This is a genomic window from Streptomyces endocoffeicus (genome assembly GCF_016741935.1).
GTDB lineage: Bacteria > Actinomycetota > Actinomycetes > Streptomycetales > Streptomycetaceae > Streptomyces > Streptomyces endocoffeicus.
Map to the genome: position 1 here is coordinate 1 of NZ_JAERRG010000047.1, position 22,121 is coordinate 22,121.

Here is a 22,121-nt window from a genome sequence, read left to right on the forward strand (position 1 = left end):
CGAGCAGGACCACGATCCCCGCGTCGATGCCGATCGGGAAGACGTTGGCGAATTTGCCGAAGCCTTTGTCGAGGGCGAGATCGCGCACTGCGGCGTAGGAACCGGCGAAGCCGATCCCGGCGATCACCACCGCCCCGGTGACGACCACCCCGGCCAGAACACGGTGGCCCCGAGTGAGCATCCCTGACGTCGTTTCCTTCCTTGTGGTCACCCTTGCGCCCTTTCTCAATCGGTCCTGTCACTCGAAGCGGGTATCAACAAGCGGTGTCGAACCTTGGTCAGTCTGGGGCGGAGCCCGCTGCCTCGAGGCTTGCGGAGAGTCTTTCTACATCGCCTCCGTGGACGGGGTGTTGGTGAGCAGGAGGCTGATCAGGTGTTCGGTTTCCGGTTCGAGGTCGAGGTCGAGGGCGCGGTTGGCCTGCTGGAGCGAGGTGATCGCGGTGTGGAGTCCGCCCCGGTTGCCCGCGGCGTGCTCGATGCGCATCCAGTCGCGGTAGAGCAGCTCTGCGGTGGGTTCGACGTCGATGCCGACGGCGATCGCGCGGCGGGCGGCGTCGAGGTCGAACAGCCCGCCGGCGGGATCGGAGCGGTAGGTGGCCAGGGTGTGGGCGACATCGACGATCCGGCTGATCATTTCCTGCTGTAGCGGTGCGGCCCAGGGCAGGTCCCGGCCGCCGAAGGGCCGGCCGCGGACCAGGCCGAGGGACTGCTCCAGGCAGCGCACGGCGGAGGCGGAGGATTCTGCGGCCAGGCCCTGCTCGGCGAGTTGTTGGAAGCGTGTCCAGTCACAGCGCACGGCGGGGGAGAGGTTGTATCCGTCGGACCCGCTGGTTCGACGGGGTACATACGGGTTGCCGTCGGGGTCGGTGCCGAGTTTGTTGCGTAGCCCGTACATGCGCGAGTTGAGGGTGCTGGAGGACCACGGGTTCATCGGGTCCATGGCCTCGCAGATCCCGGCAGCGTCCCGGTGAGGGCGGAAGTACAGCAGCACAGCCAGCTCGGTGAGTTTAGGGCCGTGCCCGGACGCGCCGACGCCGGTCACTTCGATCGGGCCCAGGACCCGGATCTCCGGTGCATGCAGATCACGCGCTGCTGGTGTCTCCGGCTCATCGTCCCCGCGGGAGTCCTCGGAGGAGCCCGTGCCGGCCGAGCTCTCAGGTTCTTGGGGGTCCGGGGCGTCCTGGGCGCCAGAACTCGCGGCGGCCGTGTCCGGGGTGTCGTCGCCATCTTGTTCCTCTGGACGATCCTGGGCGGGGACGGCGGGGGAGAGGAGCCGCAGTCCGGCCGGGTCGCTGGCGGCTCCGACCAGAGCGGGGAACGGCGCGTCCGGTGACTCCTCCTCCCCGGCACCGGCCTCTTCCTCGAGGGCCGGGCCTTCCCCGGGCGCGGGGAGGGGGCCGGACGCGGCCGGCTCGGTCGGCTCGGGCGGCACCTTCTTCCACACCCCGGTCGCGGGGCGCGCCGGTTGCTCGGCGACCGACAGGGTGGCCAGCAGCTGCTCGTAGGCGTCGCCGGAGACGGACTGCAGCCGCAGCCGCGCGCCGAGGACCTCCAGATCCTGGGCCCCGTCCGAGCGCGCGTCGAGGTGCACGGCGTCGGGGAAGAGCGGGCCGATGCCGCTCGCCGGGAGGACGGCTGCGACCTTCAGACCCCGGACCTTGTCCAGGGCGTCAGCCAGCTGCCATGCCTCGTCCTCGCTGATGCGGGCGGCGCAGATCAGCATCCATGGCAGCTGGGCGCCGAGTTCAGGGTCCTGGTGGGCTTCCAGGAGCCGCTCGCCCAGGTCGCGGATGGCCGCGGCGGCGTGGGGGAGATGCCGGATCCGGCTGGTGGGCAGCAGGCGGGGGAGTTCCCGGCCGAGGCCGATCAGGAGGATGTCGGCCTGGTCCGCCCACGGGCTCATCCCCGTCTCCAGTGCGAGCGCCGTGCAGACTGCGACCACCTGGGCCTGGTCCCCGTCGATCAGAACCGTACGGAGTTGGGGGAGGTTGGCCAGGTACAGGCTGCCGTCTTCCCCGGTGCCGAGGGTCGCCAGCCCCGGATAGGGCGCCGGGATCGTCCGGGCCTCGTCCGCATCCAGCAGATCAGTCTGCTCACCCAGGGTCCACCAGCCGCCGGCCCCGGCGGTGAACGGCGGCATGGCCTCGCCTGGCTCGTCCGGGAGGAGCTCGACCGTCCGCGCGGTGACGCGCGCGCCGCGCACGGCGGGCAGCGTGGCGGCGGTCTGGGTGGCGTGGTGGGCCAGCGTGCGCAGCGCGGTGTCGAGCAGTTCCGCGCTGACGGGGGTGGCGCTGGCGGTCAGGGCCTGCTCCAGGCGGCTGGAGTCATCCGGCATGGCGATGGTCTGGCCGGGCTTGCGGCGGCGCTGCTGGATCAGGCGCAGGAGGCCGATGCCGCCGACCAGGACGGCGGCCAGCAGCGCACCGATACCGGCGATGGCGCGGATCTGGATGCCGTCCGATGACGTGTCCGGCTCGGGTGCGGGCTGGTGTGGTGTGCCGGGATGCTGCTGTGGGGCGGTCGGCGCCGGTCGCGCCGACTCCTTGCCGCCACCTGCGCGGTCATGGTGCTGCGGCGGGGTCTGCCGTCGGGGAGTGGCCTCCGGACTGCGGGTCGGGTGGTCCGGCTTGGAGGGAGAACCAGACGGCTCGGTGCTGTCCTTGTCGTCGGAGGGGCGCTGCGGGGTGTCCGGTCGTGGGGCATGGTCGCTGTCGTGCGGGGGCAGGGTGAGGTGTTGTCCGGGGTAGATCTGGTCCGGGTCGGTGAGGGCGCGGCCGTCCGGCCCGGGGTGGTTCTTGTTCAGTTCGAAGATCTCGTCGTAGCGCGCCGGATCTCCGAGGGTGGTGTCGGCGATCGCGGAGAGCGTGTCGCCGGGTGCGACGGTCACCGAGCGGGACGGGGCGTGCTGCGGGCCGGCCGGATCGTCAGCGCTGCCGGTGTCCGGGAGCAGGAGCGTCCAGCCGGGCTGGAGGAAGGCGTCGGCGTCGAAGCGCGTGCCGTCGGCCATGGTGCGGCCCTGGTTGAGGGCGGCGATCTGCCTCCACCGTTCGCCGTCGCCGAGCTCGGTCTCCGCGATGCTCCACAGGCTCTCGGCCGGACGCGCGTCGCGCACGGTGTAGGTGTGCTGCTCGCTGCTGCGGTCCGCCACGGGGGCCGGAGCCTGGTGGTGATCGGCCGCCGTCGTCGGGCCGGGGGTGGGCTCGGCGGTAGGGGCTGCGACCGCGGGGGAGGGGGTGGCCAGCGCGGTGCTGGTGGGCAGCAGGACAAGGATGCTGCTGATCAGGGTGGCGGCGGCGTGACGGCTGATGTTCAGGCGGCGGGCACTTCGGGAGGGGCGGCCGCGGAGCTGAGCGGGGATCTCGGCGAGCACACACCATGCGAAGTGGGCCCAGGCGATCCATGCGATGGCGGCCAGAGCCAGGAGGAAAGCACCACCGGTGTCCTGGCGGTCCAGCAGGTGGGCCAGGTCGTCGTGTCCGCTGTCCCACAGGGCGGTGGTGACCTGCGCCAGCAGGACGGGCAGCCCGGCGACGGCCGCGGCCAGGACGAGGAGGCTGGCCAGGCCGCGCAGGACCGCCCGGCGAGGCGTCGTCGGCAGTGGGGGAGTGGGCATCACGGGCCTTCCTCGGGTGCGTCGACGCCGTAGAGGAGGGTGGCCTGCCCGTGGCCGGTCACCTCGAGGGAGCTGACGCCGGCCACGGCCAGGAACCGGGTGGCATAGGTGGTGTGGGTGGTTACGGTCAGGGTCTTGCCGTCGGGGGAGACGGTGACGCTGCCCGGGGTGCCGGTGGCGCGCAGGTAGGAGCGGGCCGCGGCCTGGGCGGCCTGTGGGTCGGCGACGATGGCGCGGCCGGGGATGGCCTGGGAGGGGTCGATCGCCTGCCCGCCGGCCCGGGCCGCCTCGGTGGCCAGAGCGTCGGCGCGTTCGACCGCCCTCACCTTGCCGCCGCCGTCGACCGCGATGCCGATGATGGCCAGCAGCGGCAGGACGCAGATGGCTACGTAGGCCGCCACACCACCCCGGTCTCCCACGGGGCGGCGGGCGCGGCAGAACGCGGCGAGGCTCAAGTTCAGGCGCATCTACGCTCCTTCGCGTGTCGGAAAAGCCATGGGTTCGGCAGTGGCTGCCGTCGCAGGCCGCGCTGTGGTGCCGGCCAAAAGGGGGACTTCATGGAGCAGTCGGCACGACCGCGCGCCATCACGGACAATGAGGCCATGACGCGCTGGTTCCGCAGCTACTGGGCCGAGGAAGAGATCTGGTTCTACTTCGAGGTCGCCGCCGACGGCTGGGTCGCTCGCCAGGTTGAGCTCCAAGGACCGCTCCAGGAGCCCATCGCTGCGGCTTCGTTGGCCGAATGGGAAGCCGCCCAGCAGGCCGGGACCCTGGGAGACTACGAAGCGACGTTCGGCGGCACGGCGGAGGTCCCTGTCCAGGAGTGGGAAGCACAACGAGCCGCAGGACCTCACCGCCGAGGAGTTTGAGACCGTCTGGCTCACGGCACGAGCCGTCTGCCGAGCAGGAGCTCGAGCACGCTCGGCGCACCGAGCGTGAGCCCGAGTACCCTCGCGCGCTCACTGCTCGGCACCCACACTTCGGTGTGTACTCCACGGCACTTCCACATTCGCGAACCCAAGAGCTCTTTGCCGGTACTGGTCGACGACCGAGGTGAAGGTCGAGGTCAGCGTGCGGGAGCCGGGGGCGGGCAGCAGCAGGTCGGTGAGATCGACGGTGCACCGCACGGTCACGGTGACGGAACCGGCCTGCCCCAGCGGCGCGTTGAGGCCGCTGGTGTCCACGGCCACGCTGGTGCTCGCGCAGGCGATCCCCTGATCGGCCAGAGATTCCTCGGCTGCGGCGGTGGCCGCGTGCTGTGCGGTGGCGGCAGACCGTGCGAGGGAGGCTTCGCGAGCGGCGTCCTCGGCCGCGGCGTCGATCTTCGAGCCCGACGTGGCCAGGCGGCCTCCGGCGATCGCCAGACACACAAACATGATCAGCAGTGGGGTGACGATGGCGGCCTGGACCGCTTCACTGCCCCGGTCATCGCCGAGCCGCTCACGCACCCTGTGTAGACGCGGCATCCTCTCAGCCTCCCGGCGTGGTGAAGCGTTCCACGGGCCCGGACGCGGACTGGGCGACCGGCAGGTCGGGTATGAGCGGCAGCAACGACGGCGCCGTGCCGTGGACCTGGACGCGGATCCGCTCGCCGGTGCTCCCGGAGGTCGACACCGTGGCCCCGCGGAGGCTGTCTCCGGCGGTGCGATCCAGCACCTGGCGGGCGCGGTCCGCCGCGTCGCTGGGCCTGGCCTGGTAGGTGCGGCCGGCGGCGACGCCGTCCCGTGCGGCGGCCAGAGCGATCTGACGGGCGTAGTACCACATGCTTGCCTGCACGACCGCGATCGTGAGCACGATGACGAACGGGAACACGATGGCCATCTGCACTGAGGCGTCGCCCCGGTCGCCGGACAGACGCCTTCTCCACGTCTGCCACACGCTCAAGATGGTGGCCGCCATCAGATGCCCGAGAGCTGCCCGTTGTACTTCGCGACTACCGCGGCGATGGTTCCGGCGATCGCGATGGCGCCGCCGATGGCGGCCACCCAGATGATGACCGTGGTGATGCTGATGTCCCCCCGGTCCGGGCGGCGCCTGGCCTCCTCAAGACCTTTGCCCCAGGCGGCGGCCAGTCCAACGGCGGTCTTCGCGGCGAGGTAACGCATGAGTTCCCCTCTGTGGTGATGTGCGTGGTCGGTCGTGCATGGGTGGTCAGGACGCGAGGATGCGGATGACGGCCGGGAAGGCGATCAGCAGCATGACCAGTACCGCCAGCAGGGCACCGGGGGCGGTCATTTTCTCGCTGTCGGCGTTGGCCTCGGCGGCCTGTGCCTCGAGGAGTTCGGTGCGCAGGCTCTGGGCGCGGGCTCGCAGACTGGCGTAGACGGCGGCCCCGTCATGGGCCGAGCGGCGCATGATCTCGGCGATGTCTTCCAGCACGGGCAGATCGAGTTCCTGGTGGAGGCCCTCCAGGGCCTCCCATGGGGGGACCCGGTCGACCCGGGCGCGCAGCAGGGCCTGCTGCAGGAGCTGGAAAGGCCACCCCTGTCCCACCGCGGCCGCGCGTTCCATGGCCTCGGTCGGGCCGGAACCGCCCGAGCGCTTGAGCGCCACCAGGTCCAGATAGGCGGTGAGCGCGTGGGCGAACTCCTCCCGGGCCCGCTTGGCCTGGTCGCGCACCGACAGATCCGGCACGATCCACAGCAGAGCGCCGACCGCCAGACCGGCCACGGCCGGCACATAGAACGGCACACCAACGCCCAGCAGGAGCCATGGAGCCGTCGCCACCGCGGGAGTCAGCAGCCCCAGAGCGGCCAGGGCGACCTTGGTCAGCACAAACTTCTCGGGGGACTGCCGGAGCAGCATGAGGTTCTTGGCCGGTATCCGCACTCCGGGCAGGCCGCCGAGGCGGTCGACCAGCCAGCGCCCCCACACCTCATCCCGGTCCACCGGCGCCTCGCCCGGCCCGGCAACTCCTGAGGGTGTGCGTTGCAGGGCGGCGGCCAGCGACGGCTGCGGGCGCAGCAGTTCCCGCACCAGCACGGCCAGGCCCGCGCCCACGGTGCATCCGGCCACGACGGCCAACGTCATGGTGCTCATGACACCTCCAGCGTGGTGGCGGCCGGGTCGGGCATGCCGCGGACACGGCTGCGTGGATCGGGGGCGAGGAAGCGGGGGATGGGGCGGTACTCGGCCAGCGACCGCATCCACGTCAGCACGGCGATGAACGCGGCGGTCACCGCGGCCAGGACCAGCTCGCCGAGCAGCGTGCCGTACGGGGCGGTGTAGCTGGTCACCAGGAAGCCCAGGCCGATTAGGCCGAGGGTGATGAAGGTCATCCAGCGCACCGTCTGCCGTGGCTTGGCCCGGTCCGCCTCGCTCTTGCGCCGCTTCCCGACCTCCTCACGGACGGTCTCGGTCAGGTCCTCCAGCGACTGCGCCAGCCCCGGACCGCGGTCGGAGACCGACAAGATGAGCGCGGCCACCAGCTTGTCCGCCGTGATATCGCCCAGCTCGTCAGCGAATTCCCGCAGCGCGTCCTCAGGGTTCCAGCCGACCTGGAGCCGGTCCGCCAGCGCCGCGACCGGCTCCTCCAGCACGGCCGGGGCGCCCTTTCGGCTGGCGATCAGGGCCTGTTGCAGCCCCCGGCCGACCCGCAGACCGTCCGCCAGCTGGCGCGCCCAATGGCTCAGCGCCTCCAGCTGGATGATGCGGGCCTGGGAGGACTTGGTGGGAGACAGCAGCCAGGGCACCCCGACGACGGCGAGCCCCGTCAGGACCCCGGCCATGAAGACCCCGGTCACCAGCCACACCGCCAGGCCGAGCACGATCCCGGCCCCCAGCAGGGTCTGGCGCCGCATCCGCGCTTCCGCCGGGTCCGGCTGGCCCGAGGTCCTGGCCCGCCACCGGGCCACCAGGCCCGGACGCTCCGGTTCGGTAGTGCCGACCAGCCCGGCGATGAGGGCCACCAGGCCGCCGACGACGGCCATCCCGCACACCACCATGATCAGCGTGGTCATGGCGTCGCCACCTTCAGCGCCAGCGGCTGCCCGGCCCAGCTGTCATACCCCTGGTTCAGCAGATGGTCCGGGAAGCCCACGCGGCGCAGGTCGTCGATGCAGGAGGGGTGCATCCGCGGGACCGCGCGGACTTCGCCGAACTCCTCACCGGGGGTGAAGATCGCGTTGGTGGCCGGGCGGCCGAACTCGCCGGTCCCTGCGACTTCCAGGACGTGGGTGGCGAACCGGTGCCGCTGCCCGCCGATCTTCGACTCGTCCAGCATCCGCACGAAAACGATGAAATCCAAACCATTGGCGGCCTGCCGGTACGCCAGCTGCTCGCTCATGTTGCCCTGCGCCAGCAGATACAGCTCCGCGATCCGGTCGAAGACCACGCCCGGCTGAGAGGCATGCAGGGTGCACAGATTGCCGCCCTGGCCGTTGGTCATCGCCTGCAGCATCGCCACGATCTCCGGGCCTCGGACCTCGCCGACCACGATCCGCGACAGCGACATCCGCAGCGCCCGGTACATCAGGTCCATCAGCGTGATCTCTCCGACCAGTCGCCCGTCCGGGCCGCGCTCGCCGTTGGACTCCCGTGCTTCCATCGCCACGACCTGCCGGTGGAAGCCGTTGGCGTGGGCGAACAGCTCGAATTCGGTCTCGATGGTCGCGAACCGCTCGTCCGGGTCGATCTCCTTGAGCATCGCCCGCATCAGCGACGTCTTCCCGGCTGCCTGGGGGCCGGCGATCAGCACGTTCTTCTCCGCTTTCACGCACGCTGAGAGGAAAGCTGCCAGCGTGTGGCTGACCATGCCCAGGCGCACCATGTCGCCGAGATCCGCGTCCTGCACCCGGTGCCGGCGGATGGTCACATAGGTCCGCGGGCTCACCTCCGTGACGGCCTGCAGCCGCGAACCGTCCGCCAGCCGCAGCGCCAGCATCGGACTGGCCGTGGTCAGGGTGCGCTCACTCTGTCCGTCGTCGGCACTGGCCAGCCGCCGCAGCAGCTCCAGGAGCTCCTCCTCGGAGTCGGCCACCGGCTCGGCCCGCTCCCGGCGTCCTCCCGCCAGGTCCAGCCACACCTCGTGGGGTCCGTTGACGAAGACGTTCTCCACCTGCGGGTTGTCCAGATGCTGCTGGAGGCGGCCCGCCCGGAACAGCTCATCGAACACCGCTCGGGCCAGCGCCGCGTCCTCCGCCGGCGTGGGGCTGATTCCGCGCTCGGCCGCGGCGGCGTCCGACCACTCCGCTACCGTCTCGTTGATCCAGTCCCGGGCCCGCTGCTCCACACTGGCCGCGCTCACTGACGGCGTGGTCTTGCGGAACGCGGTCACCTGCCGGGCGACGCGGTCCTTGACCGCGGCGACCGCCTGACGGTCCACCACCAGCGTCGGCACCGCCTGGCCCAGGACCTGGTGCTGCACCGCGCCATCGGTGGCCACACTCCGGCTCCGCGGGTAGCCCGCCGGGTCCCCGTCGCCGGTGGCCGTGTTCCACGGCCGTGTCACCCGCACAGTCGGGTCAGGATGCAGGGGCCTACCACGCACCGGCCCTCACCTCCCCTCCTCCGGGCACCGGCCCGCCGCGCGGCGCCAGACGTGCACGCCGCAGCGCAGCCCGCTGCCGCAACGGCGTCGTCGCCCCCTGCACCGCCCGCATCAGCTCGCTCCGCGCGAACCGGGACGGCTGCTCCGCCCCGTCCGACAGCACCCGGGCCAGCGACGGACTGTACGGCAACGTTGCCAGGACCGGTGTCTTGAGCAGCCGTTGCACTTCCCCCGGCGAATACGGGCCCTCATCCACCAGCAGCAGCCCGATCTCGCCGACCCGCTCCTGCAGCGCCTCGATCCGCATCTGCACCGACTGAACCGAGCGCATCGTGGAGCGCGCCACCATCACCAGCAGGTCCGCTCGCTGGGCCAGCACCCCGGACGGGCCGAACGCTCCATTGCGGCCGAGGTCGATGAGCACGTCATGCGGATACGTGGCGTGCCGCTCGATCCCGTCGATCAGATCAGCCAGCTGTTCCCAGGCCGGTGCCAGGGCCGCCGCCTGCGCGGGATCGGTGATCCCCGGCAGCAGCAGGCGTTCCCCCGCGGTCTGCGCCGCCTTGCCGTCCTCGGTCATGTCGACCAGCTGACGCCAGAACGCCTCGGTCATCTCGCCCTTGCGGGCGGCCACCGACAGGTTCTTCAGCCCGTACCGGTCCCCGAGCGACCCCTGCAACAGCCCGTACAGCACGCTGCCGCCGTCGGGATCACACTCGGCCAGCACCACCCGGCGTCCCGGCTCCAGCGGCCAGGACAGCAGCAGCCCCAGCGCCGTCGTCGTCACCCCGGGCGACCCGGCACCCCCGGCTATCGCGATGACCGGCATCAGGAACCACCATCGATCAGCAGCCGGATGTTCCCGGTCGACGCCCACGACGCCAGCATCGGCGCCTCGCCCTTCGCCGCGGCGACATCGACCACGCTCGCCCCGGTGCCGGGCGCGGGGTCGCCGACCTTCACCACGTGCGCCGAGATGGGATCGGCCTGCGTCTGGCCGCCCTGCTGGTCCTCACCGGGCACGCGCACGACCTGCACCCGCTGGCCCGGCGCCAGAGAACTGGCGGGCACCTGCTCCGGCTTCAGCCCCAGCGGCACCACCTGCTCACCGGCCTTCACCAGGGAATCCGCCGTCACCTGCCCACGGGAGAGTAGCGATCCGGGCGTCAGCTCCACAGCGGCCCGCTTGCCCACCACATCACCCCGGTTCGCGGCCTTCACCGCCTTCAGCACCGGATCGAGTGCGACCGACGCCTTCCCCAGATCCCGGTCCGTGACGACCTGGCCCACCGGGACATGCCGGACCACCGTCACCACCTCGGTGCGCTGCCCGCTCTCCATCAGCAGCACCGCACCACCCGCGCCCCCGCCCGTGATCAGCAGCACGGCCAGGGCGATCAGACCTGGTCTCCTGCGCCGAGCCGACACCCGCGGGGGAGCCACCGGCCCCCTCGGCTGCGCCGGCACCCCGGCGCCTTGAGCACTGCGCTCCTTGGTCTTGCTCACCGCTCCGTCCTTCCGACACCGGCGTCAGCCGAGAGCCTGCAGCTCTCCGACCGACACCTCGACCTGGGACTCCCGGATCTCCGTGAGCTCCCCTGACTGCCCGCCGCCGTTCCACTCCACCGCCCAGGTCGCGGTCGCGGTCACCGTGTACTTCTTGCCGGGCTCCGAGACGGAGGTCTGCGCGTAGGTGTGACCGCAGTCCGGCGAGGTCCGCTTGCCGTACGCCTTCCGGTACGGCGTGCCTGCCCCCGCGCAGGTCACGGTGGATCCGTCGCCCATCTGCCACCTGATGCTCGAGACCCTGGCGGTAGCGGTCACCGTCACCGCCCCGGCCGACGCCGACGCCGAGGTCGGCCCGTAGGTCGCCGGTGATTTCCCGGCGTGCATCCACACCGGCACACCCACCGTCCACCGCCCGGCCGCGTCCGGGGTGACAATGTCCGGCCCCTTCAGCAGCATCTTGTCCACGGCCTGCTGCGCCAGTTGGGCCGGATCCGGACCGGTGGCGGCCGGAGGCGTGGCAGACCAGAACGTTTGGCCGGGCAGCGGCACACCGGCGGTGACTGGGGAAGTAGCCGCGTCGAAGACACAGGCACGCTTGTAGACGGCGCCGTCGCCTGGATCGTGGCCTTCCCAGATCGCGCTTCCGGCCGGCGGTTGTGGGTCGAGCTTCTTCACCACACAGGACTGGAAGTTTGCCTTCTGATTCTTGCCGCCTTTGCGGGGTTTGGCGGGCCGGTCCTGAGATGCGTCGGACCCGGGCGAACCGGGGTCGGTCGCGCAGACACTCACCCAGGAGTGGGTCCCGCCACACAGACCGTTGCCTGCGGAATCCCCTGCGTGCGCTTCCGCCGGTAGTAGTGCAGCGGCGAGCAGAGCAGGAGCGGCGATGGAAGTCAGGCTCTTCAGCAGGTGCGCGCCTTGGAGGTGACTTTGAGCATCATCCACTGCTTCCCCCACTTCTCGGCTTCGATGGTGGTCGTATAACGCTTGAGCTGCCCCCTCGGAGGAGGCACTGTCTTTCCGGTTTTGCGGTTGACGCTGATCCATTTGGAGACATCAATGCAGTCGTTGATCGTCGCCTGAGGGACTTGCCGGTCCATGTCGATCCGCGTGACTTCCGGGTCGCTGGTCGGCTTGCCCCTGGTCACGACTCCGGCTTTCTGTAGGCTCAACACGTCGCCCTCAGCCCGTCCCAGAGCGTCGGCGCTGGCGTATTTGTCGAGGTCAGTGTCTTTGACGCTCGCTTTCGAGTACGCCTTGGCCTGTTCGCGCCAGTAGCTCCGGTATGCCGTAAGAACGTCGCGTTTGTCAGCAGCCTGTGGATCGGAGGGGGCCGACGACTTCGAGGACTCGGGGGTCGACTCGGTGGGTGTGGACAACTGCTTGGACCCATCCGACTCCTTGCTGTCGCCGCTGCAGGAGGTGACCGACAGCGCCACCCCGACCGCGATCGTCATCGCCCCGTACCGCGCCATCCGGGTCTTCCGGTCGTAGCGGGCAGTAGGTCGGGCGGATGAACGTGGAGCTGTCACAGGACCTCCTGGACGAGTGCGGATGATGGCCGACGGAGTCGGCAGATTCCCGGGCCGCGCGCTCTGGGACAAAATGCGGAGAAAGTCGTACAGAACATGCTGTTTTCCTTGATGGTGGTCATGAGCCGGTCAATCTGAAGGCCAGAGCTGGCGCCGTTACCGCTTGTACGCGAGGGCGGCGTGAATGCAGGAGTCGGCCTCCGCACCCGGCCGGGGGTCCTCGGATCTCCAGCGGTTGGTGGCCACGATGCCGGGGGTGAGGACGGCCAGGTCGGCTCCGTCGAGGAACCCGGCGATGGTCGCCTTGTCCCGGGGTGTGACGATCACCCCGCCCTCGGCATACATCCGCGTCAGGTGGTAGACGGGGCGTCGGTCGTCGTCGTAGTCGTAGGTGCCCTGGCTGAAGGTCACGTAGCTGCCGGAAGACAGCGCGCTGACCAGGCGTTTGATGATCCCGGCCGGGTCGGCCTCGTCCGGGACGAAAAGGAAGACCGAGGCCAGCAGCAGACCGACCGGCTCGTCGAAATCGATGAACTCCCGCACCACCGGGGCCTGCAGGATCCCATCGGGATCGCGGACGTCGGCGGTGAGGTGGCGGACCCGCTCATCCACCGCGAACGACGCCTCCTGGTTCGCGGTGATCACCGCGTCCTGGTCGACGTAGACCACCCGGCAGGCGGGATCGACCGTCTGCGCCACTTCGTGGACGTTGGGCGAGTGGGCGAGCCCGGAGCCGATATCGAGGAACTGCCGGATACCGTAACCGGCGAGCGTGCGCACCGCGCGCATGACGAACTTGCGCTGGTTGCGGGCGATGAGCCCCACGTTGGGCACACGCCGCTCTATTCGCTGGGCCAAAGTCAGGTCGCCGGGCCAGTCGTCTCTTTGGTCCCCCAGGAAGTGTGCGTATAACCGCGCCCCGTGCGCGGTGTCATCGGTCATGCTGCTCTCCAGTGGTCTTGGATCCGCTCGAGCAGGAGGCGGGTCTGCTCTCCGCGGCGGGTGGCCTTCTCGACGGTCTGGTCCAGGACCGCGGTGTAGTGCGTGACGGCTGAGGGTTTGTCCACGAAGTCGAGGCCGTCGAGCTGCTGGACGCAGACGATGTCCGGCAGCTCGCGATGGCGCAGGCGGTACACACAGCAGGTGCCGACTCGGGCCGCGGGCGAGGGGCCGGCGTCGAACGGCACCACGCGGAGGCCGACGCGCGGCCGGGTGGCCATCTCCAGCAGATGTGTGAGCTGGTCGGCCATGATGTCGGGGCTTCCGACCTGCCAGTGCAGTACCGGTTCGTCGATCACCGCCCACAGCAACGGCCCGGCGTCATCGTCCAGCACGGCCTGGCGGCGCTTGACGAGGTCGAGCCACCGGTCAGGATCGGGACCGGAGGCCAGGGCGCGGGCGTAATCCTCCGTCTGCAGCAGGGCGGGAACTTCCCACGGCGCGTAGGCCCTGATCCGCTTGGCAGCGCCCTCCAGCATGACGCAGTCCGCCATCGCCTCGGACAGGTTGTACTCGTCCCACCAGTTCCGGCCCGACGCCCTCTCCGCCAGCTCCACCAGCGCGCTGACTTCCCCCGCGTCAGCGCCGTAGAACGACAGCAGCTCCCGCAGATCCGGCGGCCGCGGTGGCCTGCCGAGCCCCTGCTCCATACGCCGGATGGTGGTGTGGTGCACCCCGAGCCGGCCGGCCGCCTGAGCGAAGCTACGGCCCGCCCGCTCCCGCAGCATCTGCAGGTGCTTGGCCAACACCCTGCGCAGTATCGCCGGACTCTCGGACACGTCACTCCCGCCTCTGCCTGTCGGCCTCGCACGTCGTGTCCACGCGCATCGAGATTTGCGAATCGCATTCCGCGATTCGGCTGTGACGCATGTGATGTTAGTGGTCACGCCGCTACGGAGGGCAAGCGACATACCGGCGGCCGCGCCTTTTCTTCGATCAACTGTGCGCACTTCAGGGCCATTTGGAATAGAATCGTCCTGTTACGGGAGTGGGTGAGGACTACAGGTCTGTCCACGCACAGCCCTCCGCCCGTGACTCCAGCCGCCACTGCTCCGGAGGACCGGCCAGCCGCGTCCAGACCGGCGCCCGGGGACCCTGCTCCATAAGGTCTGACAGCACCGCCGCACCGAGCGGCACTTTCACCGCCATCTGGGCGACCAGCGGATGCTCGGCGGCCATGGCCTGCAGATCCTCGATGCGGTGCTGATAGGTCACCGGACTGGCGTTGGTCAGGACGAACAGCAGCCGCGGAAACACCGGATACCAGCGTTGCCACCCAGGGGCGACCGTCTGCTGGGCAGCGGCCGAGCGCCGCCCGGCCACCGGCACCTGCGTGTGGGTGTAGAAGCGGGCATACCGGATCAGCTTGCTCGCGAGCTTGCCGCTGGTCGACGTCGCCCGATCGACTTCGACGAAGGCGCGCAGCTGAACCCGCGAGCCGTGAAGGGAGGCGGCGCCATAGTGCAGCAGCGCATCGGCTTGTAGCAGCTCGCCATCGGGCAGCTGGTGAACGGTCTCCGGAATCCAGTCCCACGGACCGTGCTCGTCGCCGCGGTTGCGTGCGTCTTGGACGAAGGCCAGATGGGTGTCGACTACCGCGCACGTGTGCGCGGCAACCAACGAGGCGACGGTCTTTCCCGTGGCCGGATACTTCGACCGGCCGCGCACCTCAGGCCAGTTCTCGGTGGCGCGTACACCCTCGCGCGTGAGGAACCATGCCCGCATCCGATGGGCCGAGGGCATGGTGATGTACTCGACCAGGTGCTCTCTGCGCAGCGTGTTGAGAATCCCCGCCAGCCGGGCCCGGGAGCTGGGCTGGAGCAGGCCCTGCAGCTGCCCGGTATTGACCACCCGGTGCTGGGCGAGCGCCGCCAGGGTGCGGTGGGCGAGCGTCTCTGGGAACCTCGCCGAGGTCTCGGCCGCCGGCTGTACGGGACTGGATACGGTCACTGATGCCTCCGAACGGGGGAAGCGGCCTCGGACGGGCCGGACGATTCGACAGCGGGAGTGCGCTCCGCATTGGTGAGGAAGGCGATGACGCGCTGCTGTTGTTGCTTGGCGATGGCGACCAACTCGCTCACCGGCCGGGCGGCCGCCCTGTCGTCGGCGGCCCGGTTGAGAGCTCCGACGCTTCTGGTTCGGGCGAGCCGGGGGAAGACCTCGGACAGCTCCGGTCCCCGAACCTGCAACGGCCCGACGCGACGGCCGTCGACGGTGAGACTCATGTAGTGGTGGTACCGGTCGAGCTCGGTGACCTCGACCGGGTCGACCTGATCCCCCCACTCATTGGTGATATGCCGGATCGCATCCAGCGACCCGGCCGTGGTGGACAGGGTGGAGGAGTTCTGCATCAAGGAGGCACGCACTTCGGGAGACAGCCGCTGGAGCAGCTGGGTCATGCCGTGCACCCGCACCTTGAACTTGCGCAGCTGCTCCAGGATTTCCGCGATGCTGCTGCCGGCGGCCCCGTCCAGGGAAATGAGCTCGTCCAGGTAGGCCCGGAACGGCACCCGATGACGTTCGTCCACATCACGCCGCGAGAGACCCGCGCGCAACAGGTCGCGCACGAGCAGCGCCACCAGCAGCCGGTCGGTCGGACCGTTGCCCGCCGGGCAGATCCACACGACCATCCTGGCATCCATAGCGGCACGGATGTAGTAGGCCCCCACCGGGCTGCCGAGCATGGCGTACGTGGCCGGATTGGCCGCGAGCCGGTCCAGCGGGTTCAGGACCGTCGGCAGCGCGTCCGGAGGTATCGCCGCGAACGACGTGCGCCACCAGGCGGCCCGCTCGCTGTCGAGCGCTCCGAGGACCGCACCGCGGAAGGTTGGGTCAACCAGCAACGGCCGGACGTGGAAGATCGTGGCCTGGCACTCAGGCATCTGTTCCCGGCTGGCCGCAGCGTTCACTGTGACCAGGGCCTCCACGGCCTTGGTCAGGATCGTGATGGCCCGGGGAGCGGTAACGTCGCTCCAGCCCAGCGCGGAGCCCAGCGCGTCCACCACCGCGCCCACGACTTCATGGGCCCGCTGCCCACGGTCCATCCCCAGCGGATTCCAGCAGCCCACCCGCGACCGTGGCCCCGCAACGGCAAGATCAATCCGTGCGATCCGCTCCATGATCGCCTCGTGGGCCAGATAGGGGGCCGCTCGTTTCCACGAATCACCGTGCGGATCCACATAAGCCAAGCCGTGGCCAGCGTGCGCGGCTCCCACCGCCTGACACAGAGCCCGCTCGGTCTTTCCTCCTCCCGCCTTGCCGACGGCCACCTCGTTCAAGGTCTCCTCTTCGCGCGTCGCCAGCAGCCGCCACCGGCCATCCGCGCCGCGATGCCAGCCCTGAAGCAGCAGCTCCGGATTCCCGACCCTGAAGGTGGGCACGTCACCCGACAGCAAGGGCAGACGGCAGTGCATAGTCGGTGGTTTGAGCAGCCCAGCGATCTCCTCAAGATGAACCCAGTTGGTGCGCGGCGGCAGCATCTGGCCCGTGCGCCAGCGGTGATCGAACACCCGGCACCAGGGCCGCCGGTCCGGGCCGAACCTGACGGGGCCCCACAGTTTGCCCATCCAGGCGAACCGGGCCCGTGCGGCGAACACGTCGAGTACGGCCTGAACCTGCTGCATGCGGCGCTCGGCCCGCGTCACCGTATTGGAAGCACAGCGCACCATCAGCTGGACCCGCACCAGGTGCGCCTCCTCAGCCAGCTTCCCCAGTACCTTCTCCCGGTCCACACGGCGAGGAGCGGGCGGCATCATGACACGCCGCTGCGGATATTCGCTCCGGCCAGAGCCGCCTGGCGTCAGCAGCCGTGAGAGGTGGTGCGCGACGGAGTCCTCCACCTCACGGAAGTCCTGCCGCATCCACCGTGAGGCGCGGTGCGCTTCACGTCGTTCACGCTGCCGCGCGGCCTCGATGACCTGCCAACGCCGGGCTTTGAGCCGCCAGCGCGGGGCCGGCTGGAGATCCAGACACACCTCGGCCAAGTCCCCCAGCTCTGCACGCAGGTCGGCGACCGCGTCCACCAGCGGCTGCAGCGGATCAGGCTCCAGCGGCACTTCCCTCAGCCGTGCGCCTGCCCCGCCATGCAGGGCGAACTGGGCCCGGACCACATACTTCCGCTGCTTGTCCCGCGCGACCGGAGCGATCTTCTCGCATCGCACCTGCGCATACGGTGAATTCCGCAGGAGCTGCACCGCCCCGGCCGGCGCCTCCACCCGGTACGACAGAGGGCGAGAGCCGTCCGCACGCATCCGGATCCGCACCGCCTTGGCCCGCCGCGGAGTCCACCACGGCACGGCCACCGCCGAGCGGGCCAGCAGCGTCCCGTACCGGAAGATCTCCTCAGTAGACGGTTCGAACCGCCTGGACGGAACCAGCTCAACCGCCACACGCTTCCTGGTCGCCCGATTGGCGAGTCGACGCCTGACATAGAACCCCGCGCCATACAGCAGCAGCACGGCCAGCATCAGCCACAGCCACTGATCCACCACCCACTCCACCAGACCGACCGGGGCTCCCAGCGCGCCGGCGGCCTGCCGGATATCAGACGGTGTGCCGGTCAGCGCGCTTGCCATCACCGTGACGGTGTCCACCTGCTACCTCCATTCCGAGTAAGGAACACCTGTGCCGTGCGGTTGTCGATGTCATCGGTCCCAGACGGGGAGGCCCCGGCCCACACCAGCTGCACCACCACCCGGCCGCCTGCTGCGCGGCGGGCGATGGCGGCCTGGATGCGGAAGTGGCGGTAGGGGCGGACCTCTGTGCCTGTGAAGTAGTCGGGCCACCGCTGCCTGCCGCGGCCGGTGACCTCGGCCGTCCACACCGCGGACCCGAGCTGGACCAGGCGCCGCTCGGCCTGACGGGAAAGGTCGGGAGGGGAGGAACGGTCGAGCGCGCGCTGGACGGCGGTGTTTCCGGCGGGCCCGTCGCCGGGCGGCGGCAGTACCTCGTGCCCGGTCGGCGCGGCTTCCCTCCGCGGGCCGTGTGCGCGGAGCGTCGGCCCCGTGGAGCGCCTCGGCACAGCCGGTGAACCCGCCGATGCTGGAGCGGACTTCTGCGGCGACGAGCGGGTGCTGGGCTGAGCGGGTGCCTCGTTGCCGCCGCTGTTGCCCTGGCCCAGCAGTACGCCCCCGGCCAGGGCGAGAACGCTGGCTGTACTCAGCATCGCCAGGACAGAACGGCGGGACCGGCGAGCCGGTTCGGTACGAGTGGGGAGGTGCTCGTGCGGATGGGCGCTCTTCCGGATCAAGGTCACCATGGCCGGGCTCCTCCGGCGTAGTCGGACATGACGCTCACCGGGTCGACTCGCACCTTCGTGCCGGGCCGCAGGGCGTTGATCATCTTGCCGTTGCCGAGGTAGATGCCGACGTGGTGGATGGTGCCGTCCGCGGTGGGGACGTAGCCGAAGAACACCAGGTCGCCTGGCCGGAGCGCCTTCACGCCAGCGGAAGCGGGGATACGGCGTCCCACCCCGGCCTGTGCGGCGGCGGTCCGTGGGAGGGTTATCCCTGCCTGGGCGTAGGCGTAGCTGGCCAGCCCCGAGCAGTCGAACCCCCGGATGTGTTCGCCGGAGGATCCGCCCGGGCTGCAGCAGATCCCGTGGGACGGGCCGTTGACGGATCCGCCACCCCAGGAGTAGGGCTTGCCGCGCTGGCTGAGCGCGGCCGCCAGGACCGTCCGGGCCTTGCCGGTGACTCCTTTGATCGATGCGGCGCTGCTGGTGGTCTTGTAGCGGCTGATCCACCCCATCACGTCGGCGACATAGGCGGCGGAGTGGTTGTAGGAGCGTATGGCCGTCTCCAGTTGCTGCCGCTGGGTCAGGTCACGCCCCTTTCCGCACAGGTAGACCGCCGCGCTCAGCGCCGCGTCGTCGACGTTGTGTGGGTCCTTCACGCCGTCGTTGTTGCCGTCCTTGCCGACGGTGCGGAAGGTGGCGGGCAGGAACTGGAAGGGGCCGACGGCCCGCTCGCCGTCCGGATCTCCGTCCCACCGGCCGTGGTCGGTGTCCGGCACGGGCGTGGTGTTACCGCCCGCCCCGGATCCATCGAGTCCCGGGCCCAGGATGCGCGGCCGGACCTCCCCGTCGGAGCGGACGGTGCGGCCGACCGCATGCCCGGACTCGACCTTGGCGATCCCCGCGAGGATCTGCCACTGCATCCCCCGGCACCCGGCCCGGTACGACTGGACGCCCTCGGCGGCCGCGATGTAGGCGGTGAGCATACGGGCCGGGATGTCAGCGGCGGCCGCTGCGTTGGCCGTGGTCCCGCCCGAGCCGGAGGACGCCGACATCGACATCATCAGCGGCCCCGCGCAGCACACCAGCGCGAAAAACAGCGTTACTCCCAGGCACCCCATCTTCCGTTTCACGACTGGTCACCGCCCTCGTCCCCGGGGTCACCCCGCCGTAGCCGTCGCTCCTCGACATCGCGGTCGGTCCACCGTGGCCGTCGCTCCCAGGTGGAGCGCTGGGCTTCCATCAGGGCGTCGAGGATCCGCCGACGGGCCTCGCGGCGCGGATCTACACCGGCGCTGGAGGAGGCCGCGGGCCGCGAACCGCCGATGTGTGAGTGCGGGCGGTCCGGCGAAGTCGATAGGACAGCGGCCGTGGCGGCCGTTGTCACGCTGCGGCGTACGGCGGCAGAGGCAGCCGGACCGTAGACCTGCGCGGTGGTCGCGGCCCGCTGCCCGGCCCGGTCCACCGCCTGGCCGGCTCGGACAGCTGCGCGACCGACCGGCTCCCAGCTCCGGGCGTCGGTGCGTACCTGGTTGCTGTAGACCCGCAGCTGAGTGCGGGCATCCTGCGTCGCCCGGCTGGCACGGCCGCGGCCGCGGGACAGGGCCGCGGGCAGTCCGTAGGTGGAGTAGTAGGCCAGACGCCCACCTCGCCGGGCGATGCGGTAGCCGCGGAGCCGCACCATGCGGTTGTGGACCCGGGTTCCCAGCAGCGTCCGCCCATCCCTAGGGTCGTAGAGGATGTCCCCGGTCCACCGGTCGACGATCCTCCTGTCGCTTCCCTCCCGAGCGGAATCTGCTGTCAGTTCCCTCCGCCCCGAATCGTCATCGCCGCCATCGCCGTCGCTGCTGCCTGCGGCGGTGGGCTTGCGCCACCGGTCGAGCTTGGCGTCGTCCGGGCGGCGGCCGATCAACAGACCGTAGGCGCTTCCGAGGGCGAGACGGCCTGCGATGAGGGCGGGAGCCAGACCACGGCGTGCTTCGGCGGCGGCATCCCCCAGCAGCTGCCCGGAGTCGACGGGCATGCCGGTCCCGTCGGTCAGGGCCATCGCGTTGTTGAGGAGCTTGTGGCGCATGCCCAGGGCGGCGTGGGCCGGGGACCCGCTGCCGAGGGCCATCAGTCCCGGGGACCGCCCGAAGCTGGCCGAGCCGTGCATGGCCAGGGCCGCGCCGATCTCGGAGGTGTCACCGGGCAGATGGCTACCGCCGACCTTGGCGTAGCGCATGCGCATCGCCATCCGGGACCCGAACTCGCTGGCGCCTCGCAGCAGGCGGCGGTGGAAGGCGAGGGCGGCCAGTGCCAGGGCGTCGACGAGGAGTAGCCGCTCGACCATCAGGTCCGGTCCGTTGGTCAGTACCGCGTCCACGCCGATCCCGAAGGCGGGCAGGAAGCCGGCGGTGACGAACATCAGGAGGACGGAGATGAGGAAGATGGACGCCCATCGCCAGACGACCATGCGGCTGGGGCCGGGCAGCATGCCCCAGACGAGGGCGACGCCGCCGACCGCGGCGGCGCCGACGTCGGCGCCCTGGGCGCCGAGCAGGACCAGGGCCATGGTGCTGGCCAAGGCGGTGATCAGAATGACGGCGATCAGCAGCAGCAGCACCGCGCCGACCCGGTCCCATGTCGGATTCTCGGCGTAGGCGGCGGCCGCTTTCCCGGTGTCTCCGGCGTCCTCCATGTCCTTCATGAAGTCGTCGAAGTCGCTCTCGGAGGGATTGAGCGCGCTCAGCGGATCGGTCTTGAGCTTGATCGTGTCCCCGATCTCATGGAGCGTCGCCTCCCGGCGGCTCTCTCCCCGCAGGCAGTACTCCAGGGCCCGGCCGGTCAGCGGGGCGGGCTCGGCTTTGCAGACCTTCTCCCGCTCGGCCCGCTTGGCCGCCGTGTCGTACTCCTTGCCCCGCACCCACTTCAGGTGGGCGGCGTACGCCTGTCTGTCGCCGGGGTCTTTCGGGTCGAGGATCCGGCCGTACTGCAGCAGCTGGTAGGGCTTGACGACCAGGACGTCGGTGAGCACGTCCTGGATGGGCTGGGCGACCGAGGCGGCGTGGACGTCGGTGTCCTTGCACGCGTCCTGGATGGGGCCCATGACCATGTCGCACGGGTCGTCGCTGCTGCCGTCTCCCCAGTGGCTGTCCACCGTGATCTGGGTGACCTCCATGGCGGCCTGGTGCGTCTGCTCCAGCGGGCCGTGGCGGCCCAGCAGGTAGTCGGGGCGGATCAGACTGCTGGCGGCGATCGCCGCGATCACCAGCGTCAGCACGATCTCCCCGAGCCCGCGGCCGACCTTGCCGCGCTGGAAGAGGATCAGCCCGAAGACGAACGCCCAGGACAGCAACAGCCCTTTGAGACCGAGCGTGTCCACGACGATCCTGTTGTACTCGTCGGACACCTCCTGCGCGGGCCGCAGCAGGAGCTTGAGCAGCGGAAAGTCGAACGCGGTCTTGATGAGCCAGCAGGCCAGGCCCACCATCAGCCGCACCAGCGTGAACAGCCCGCCGAGCAGCAGCGTGCGCACCTGCCCGCCGACGTTCGTCACCTTCCCGCCGTCGGCGCCGAGCTCGTACCGGTTCAGCGGGGCACCCTCGCCCGTGCGGATGTTCAGCGGCGCCAACAGCCCGCCGCCGCTCTCCCCTTTACCGTCCGCCGCGGCGGCGACCGAGGTATTCACGATCACGAACACGACCGCGATCAGCACCACGAATCCGGCCGCCCGCAGCGTGCCCCGGTCCAGCCGCCTCACGGGCC

21 protein-coding genes are annotated in these 22,121 nt (G+C 70.4%); 1 reads left to right on the forward strand and 20 read right to left on the reverse strand.

Going from position 1 to position 22,121, the window contains the following annotated elements:
* The 3 genes from JK364_RS49360 to JK364_RS49370 all read right to left on the reverse strand — a co-directional run.
* On the reverse strand, positions 1–181 hold a 181-nt coding region (locus JK364_RS49360), incomplete at its 3' end, for a DUF2637 domain-containing protein (protein WP_201858020.1).
* A 144-nt stretch (positions 182–325) separates the two neighbouring features.
* A complete protein-coding gene (locus JK364_RS49365; RefSeq protein ID WP_201858021.1) occupies positions 326–3,613 on the reverse strand; it encodes a LysM peptidoglycan-binding domain-containing protein in 3,288 nt (1,095 codons plus the stop codon).
* Positions 3,613–4,080 (reverse strand): Tad domain-containing protein, encoded by a 468-nt coding sequence (locus JK364_RS49370; protein ID WP_201858022.1) that lies wholly within the window; start codon positions 4,078–4,080, stop codon positions 3,613–3,615. The genes JK364_RS49365 and JK364_RS49370 overlap by 1 nt, the downstream gene beginning before the upstream one ends.
* Positions 4,081–4,170: 90 nt before the next feature.
* On the opposite strand from JK364_RS49370, the gene JK364_RS49375 reads away from it, so the two are divergent.
* Positions 4,171–4,482: a hypothetical protein gene (locus JK364_RS49375; protein WP_307841646.1), complete on the forward strand. Its 312-nt coding sequence runs from the start codon at positions 4,171–4,173 to the stop codon at positions 4,480–4,482.
* 90 nt (positions 4,483–4,572) lie between these two features.
* Here JK364_RS49375 and JK364_RS49380 read toward each other — a convergent pair whose 3' ends face one another.
* The 17 genes from JK364_RS49380 to JK364_RS49460 form a co-directional block, all read right to left on the reverse strand.
* Positions 4,573–5,079, reverse strand: coding sequence for a TadE/TadG family type IV pilus assembly protein (locus JK364_RS49380; protein ID WP_201858023.1), 507 nt, complete (start codon positions 5,077–5,079; stop codon positions 4,573–4,575).
* A 4-nt stretch (positions 5,080–5,083) separates the two neighbouring features.
* A complete protein-coding gene (locus JK364_RS49385; RefSeq protein ID WP_372462087.1) occupies positions 5,084–5,512 on the reverse strand; it encodes a TadE family protein in 429 nt (142 codons plus the stop codon).
* Positions 5,512–5,718, reverse strand: a complete 207-nt coding sequence (locus tag JK364_RS49390) for a hypothetical protein (protein WP_201858024.1) — start codon at positions 5,716–5,718, stop codon at positions 5,512–5,514. Before JK364_RS49390 ends, JK364_RS49385 begins: the two co-directional genes overlap by 1 nt.
* Positions 5,719–5,764: 46 nt before the next feature.
* Entirely contained in the window at positions 5,765–6,652 is an 888-nt protein-coding gene (locus JK364_RS49395; protein WP_372462088.1) for a type II secretion system F family protein, read from the reverse strand.
* Positions 6,649–7,572, reverse strand: coding sequence for a type II secretion system F family protein (locus tag JK364_RS49400; RefSeq protein ID WP_201858025.1), 924 nt, complete (start codon positions 7,570–7,572; stop codon positions 6,649–6,651). The genes JK364_RS49395 and JK364_RS49400 overlap by 4 nt, the downstream gene beginning before the upstream one ends.
* Positions 7,569–8,996 (reverse strand): TadA family conjugal transfer-associated ATPase, encoded by a 1,428-nt coding sequence (locus tag JK364_RS49405; protein WP_307841648.1) that lies wholly within the window; start codon positions 8,994–8,996, stop codon positions 7,569–7,571. Before JK364_RS49405 ends, JK364_RS49400 begins: the two co-directional genes overlap by 4 nt.
* A gap of 94 nt (positions 8,997–9,090) precedes the next feature.
* Complete coding sequence (locus JK364_RS49410; RefSeq protein WP_201858027.1) at positions 9,091–9,930, reverse strand: CpaE/TadZ family protein; 840 nt, start codon at positions 9,928–9,930, stop codon at positions 9,091–9,093.
* Positions 9,930–10,607, reverse strand: coding sequence for an SAF domain-containing protein (locus JK364_RS49415; protein ID WP_201858028.1), 678 nt, complete (start codon positions 10,605–10,607; stop codon positions 9,930–9,932). Before JK364_RS49415 ends, JK364_RS49410 begins: the two co-directional genes overlap by 1 nt.
* A gap of 24 nt (positions 10,608–10,631) precedes the next feature.
* Positions 10,632–11,285, reverse strand: coding sequence for an ATP/GTP-binding protein (locus JK364_RS49420; protein WP_230993745.1), 654 nt, complete (start codon positions 11,283–11,285; stop codon positions 10,632–10,634).
* A gap of 227 nt (positions 11,286–11,512) precedes the next feature.
* Positions 11,513–12,067: a hypothetical protein gene (locus tag JK364_RS49425; protein ID WP_230993746.1), complete on the reverse strand. Its 555-nt coding sequence runs from the start codon at positions 12,065–12,067 to the stop codon at positions 11,513–11,515.
* 231 nt (positions 12,068–12,298) lie between these two features.
* Positions 12,299–13,084, reverse strand: a complete 786-nt coding sequence (locus JK364_RS49430) for an SAM-dependent methyltransferase (RefSeq protein WP_201858029.1) — start codon at positions 13,082–13,084, stop codon at positions 12,299–12,301.
* Positions 13,081–13,920 (reverse strand): helix-turn-helix domain-containing protein, encoded by an 840-nt coding sequence (locus JK364_RS49435; RefSeq protein ID WP_201858030.1) that lies wholly within the window; start codon positions 13,918–13,920, stop codon positions 13,081–13,083. The genes JK364_RS49430 and JK364_RS49435 overlap by 4 nt, the downstream gene beginning before the upstream one ends.
* A 220-nt stretch (positions 13,921–14,140) precedes the next feature.
* Positions 14,141–15,091, reverse strand: a complete 951-nt coding sequence (locus tag JK364_RS49440; protein ID WP_201858031.1) for a replication-relaxation family protein — start codon at positions 15,089–15,091, stop codon at positions 14,141–14,143.
* On the reverse strand, positions 15,088–17,733 hold the full coding sequence (locus tag JK364_RS49445) for an ATP/GTP-binding protein (protein ID WP_307841649.1): 2,646 nt from the start codon (positions 17,731–17,733) through the stop codon (positions 15,088–15,090). The genes JK364_RS49440 and JK364_RS49445 overlap by 4 nt, the downstream gene beginning before the upstream one ends.
* Positions 17,715–18,398: a hypothetical protein gene (locus JK364_RS49450; protein WP_201858032.1), complete on the reverse strand. Its 684-nt coding sequence runs from the start codon at positions 18,396–18,398 to the stop codon at positions 17,715–17,717. Before JK364_RS49450 ends, JK364_RS49445 begins: the two co-directional genes overlap by 19 nt.
* Positions 18,392–19,507, reverse strand: coding sequence for a C40 family peptidase (locus tag JK364_RS49455; protein WP_307841650.1), 1,116 nt, complete (start codon positions 19,505–19,507; stop codon positions 18,392–18,394). The genes JK364_RS49450 and JK364_RS49455 overlap by 7 nt, the downstream gene beginning before the upstream one ends.
* Positions 19,504–22,116, reverse strand: coding sequence for a hypothetical protein (locus JK364_RS49460; RefSeq protein WP_201858033.1), 2,613 nt, complete (start codon positions 22,114–22,116; stop codon positions 19,504–19,506). The genes JK364_RS49455 and JK364_RS49460 overlap by 4 nt, the downstream gene beginning before the upstream one ends.
* Positions 22,117–22,121: the final 5 nt, after the last annotated feature.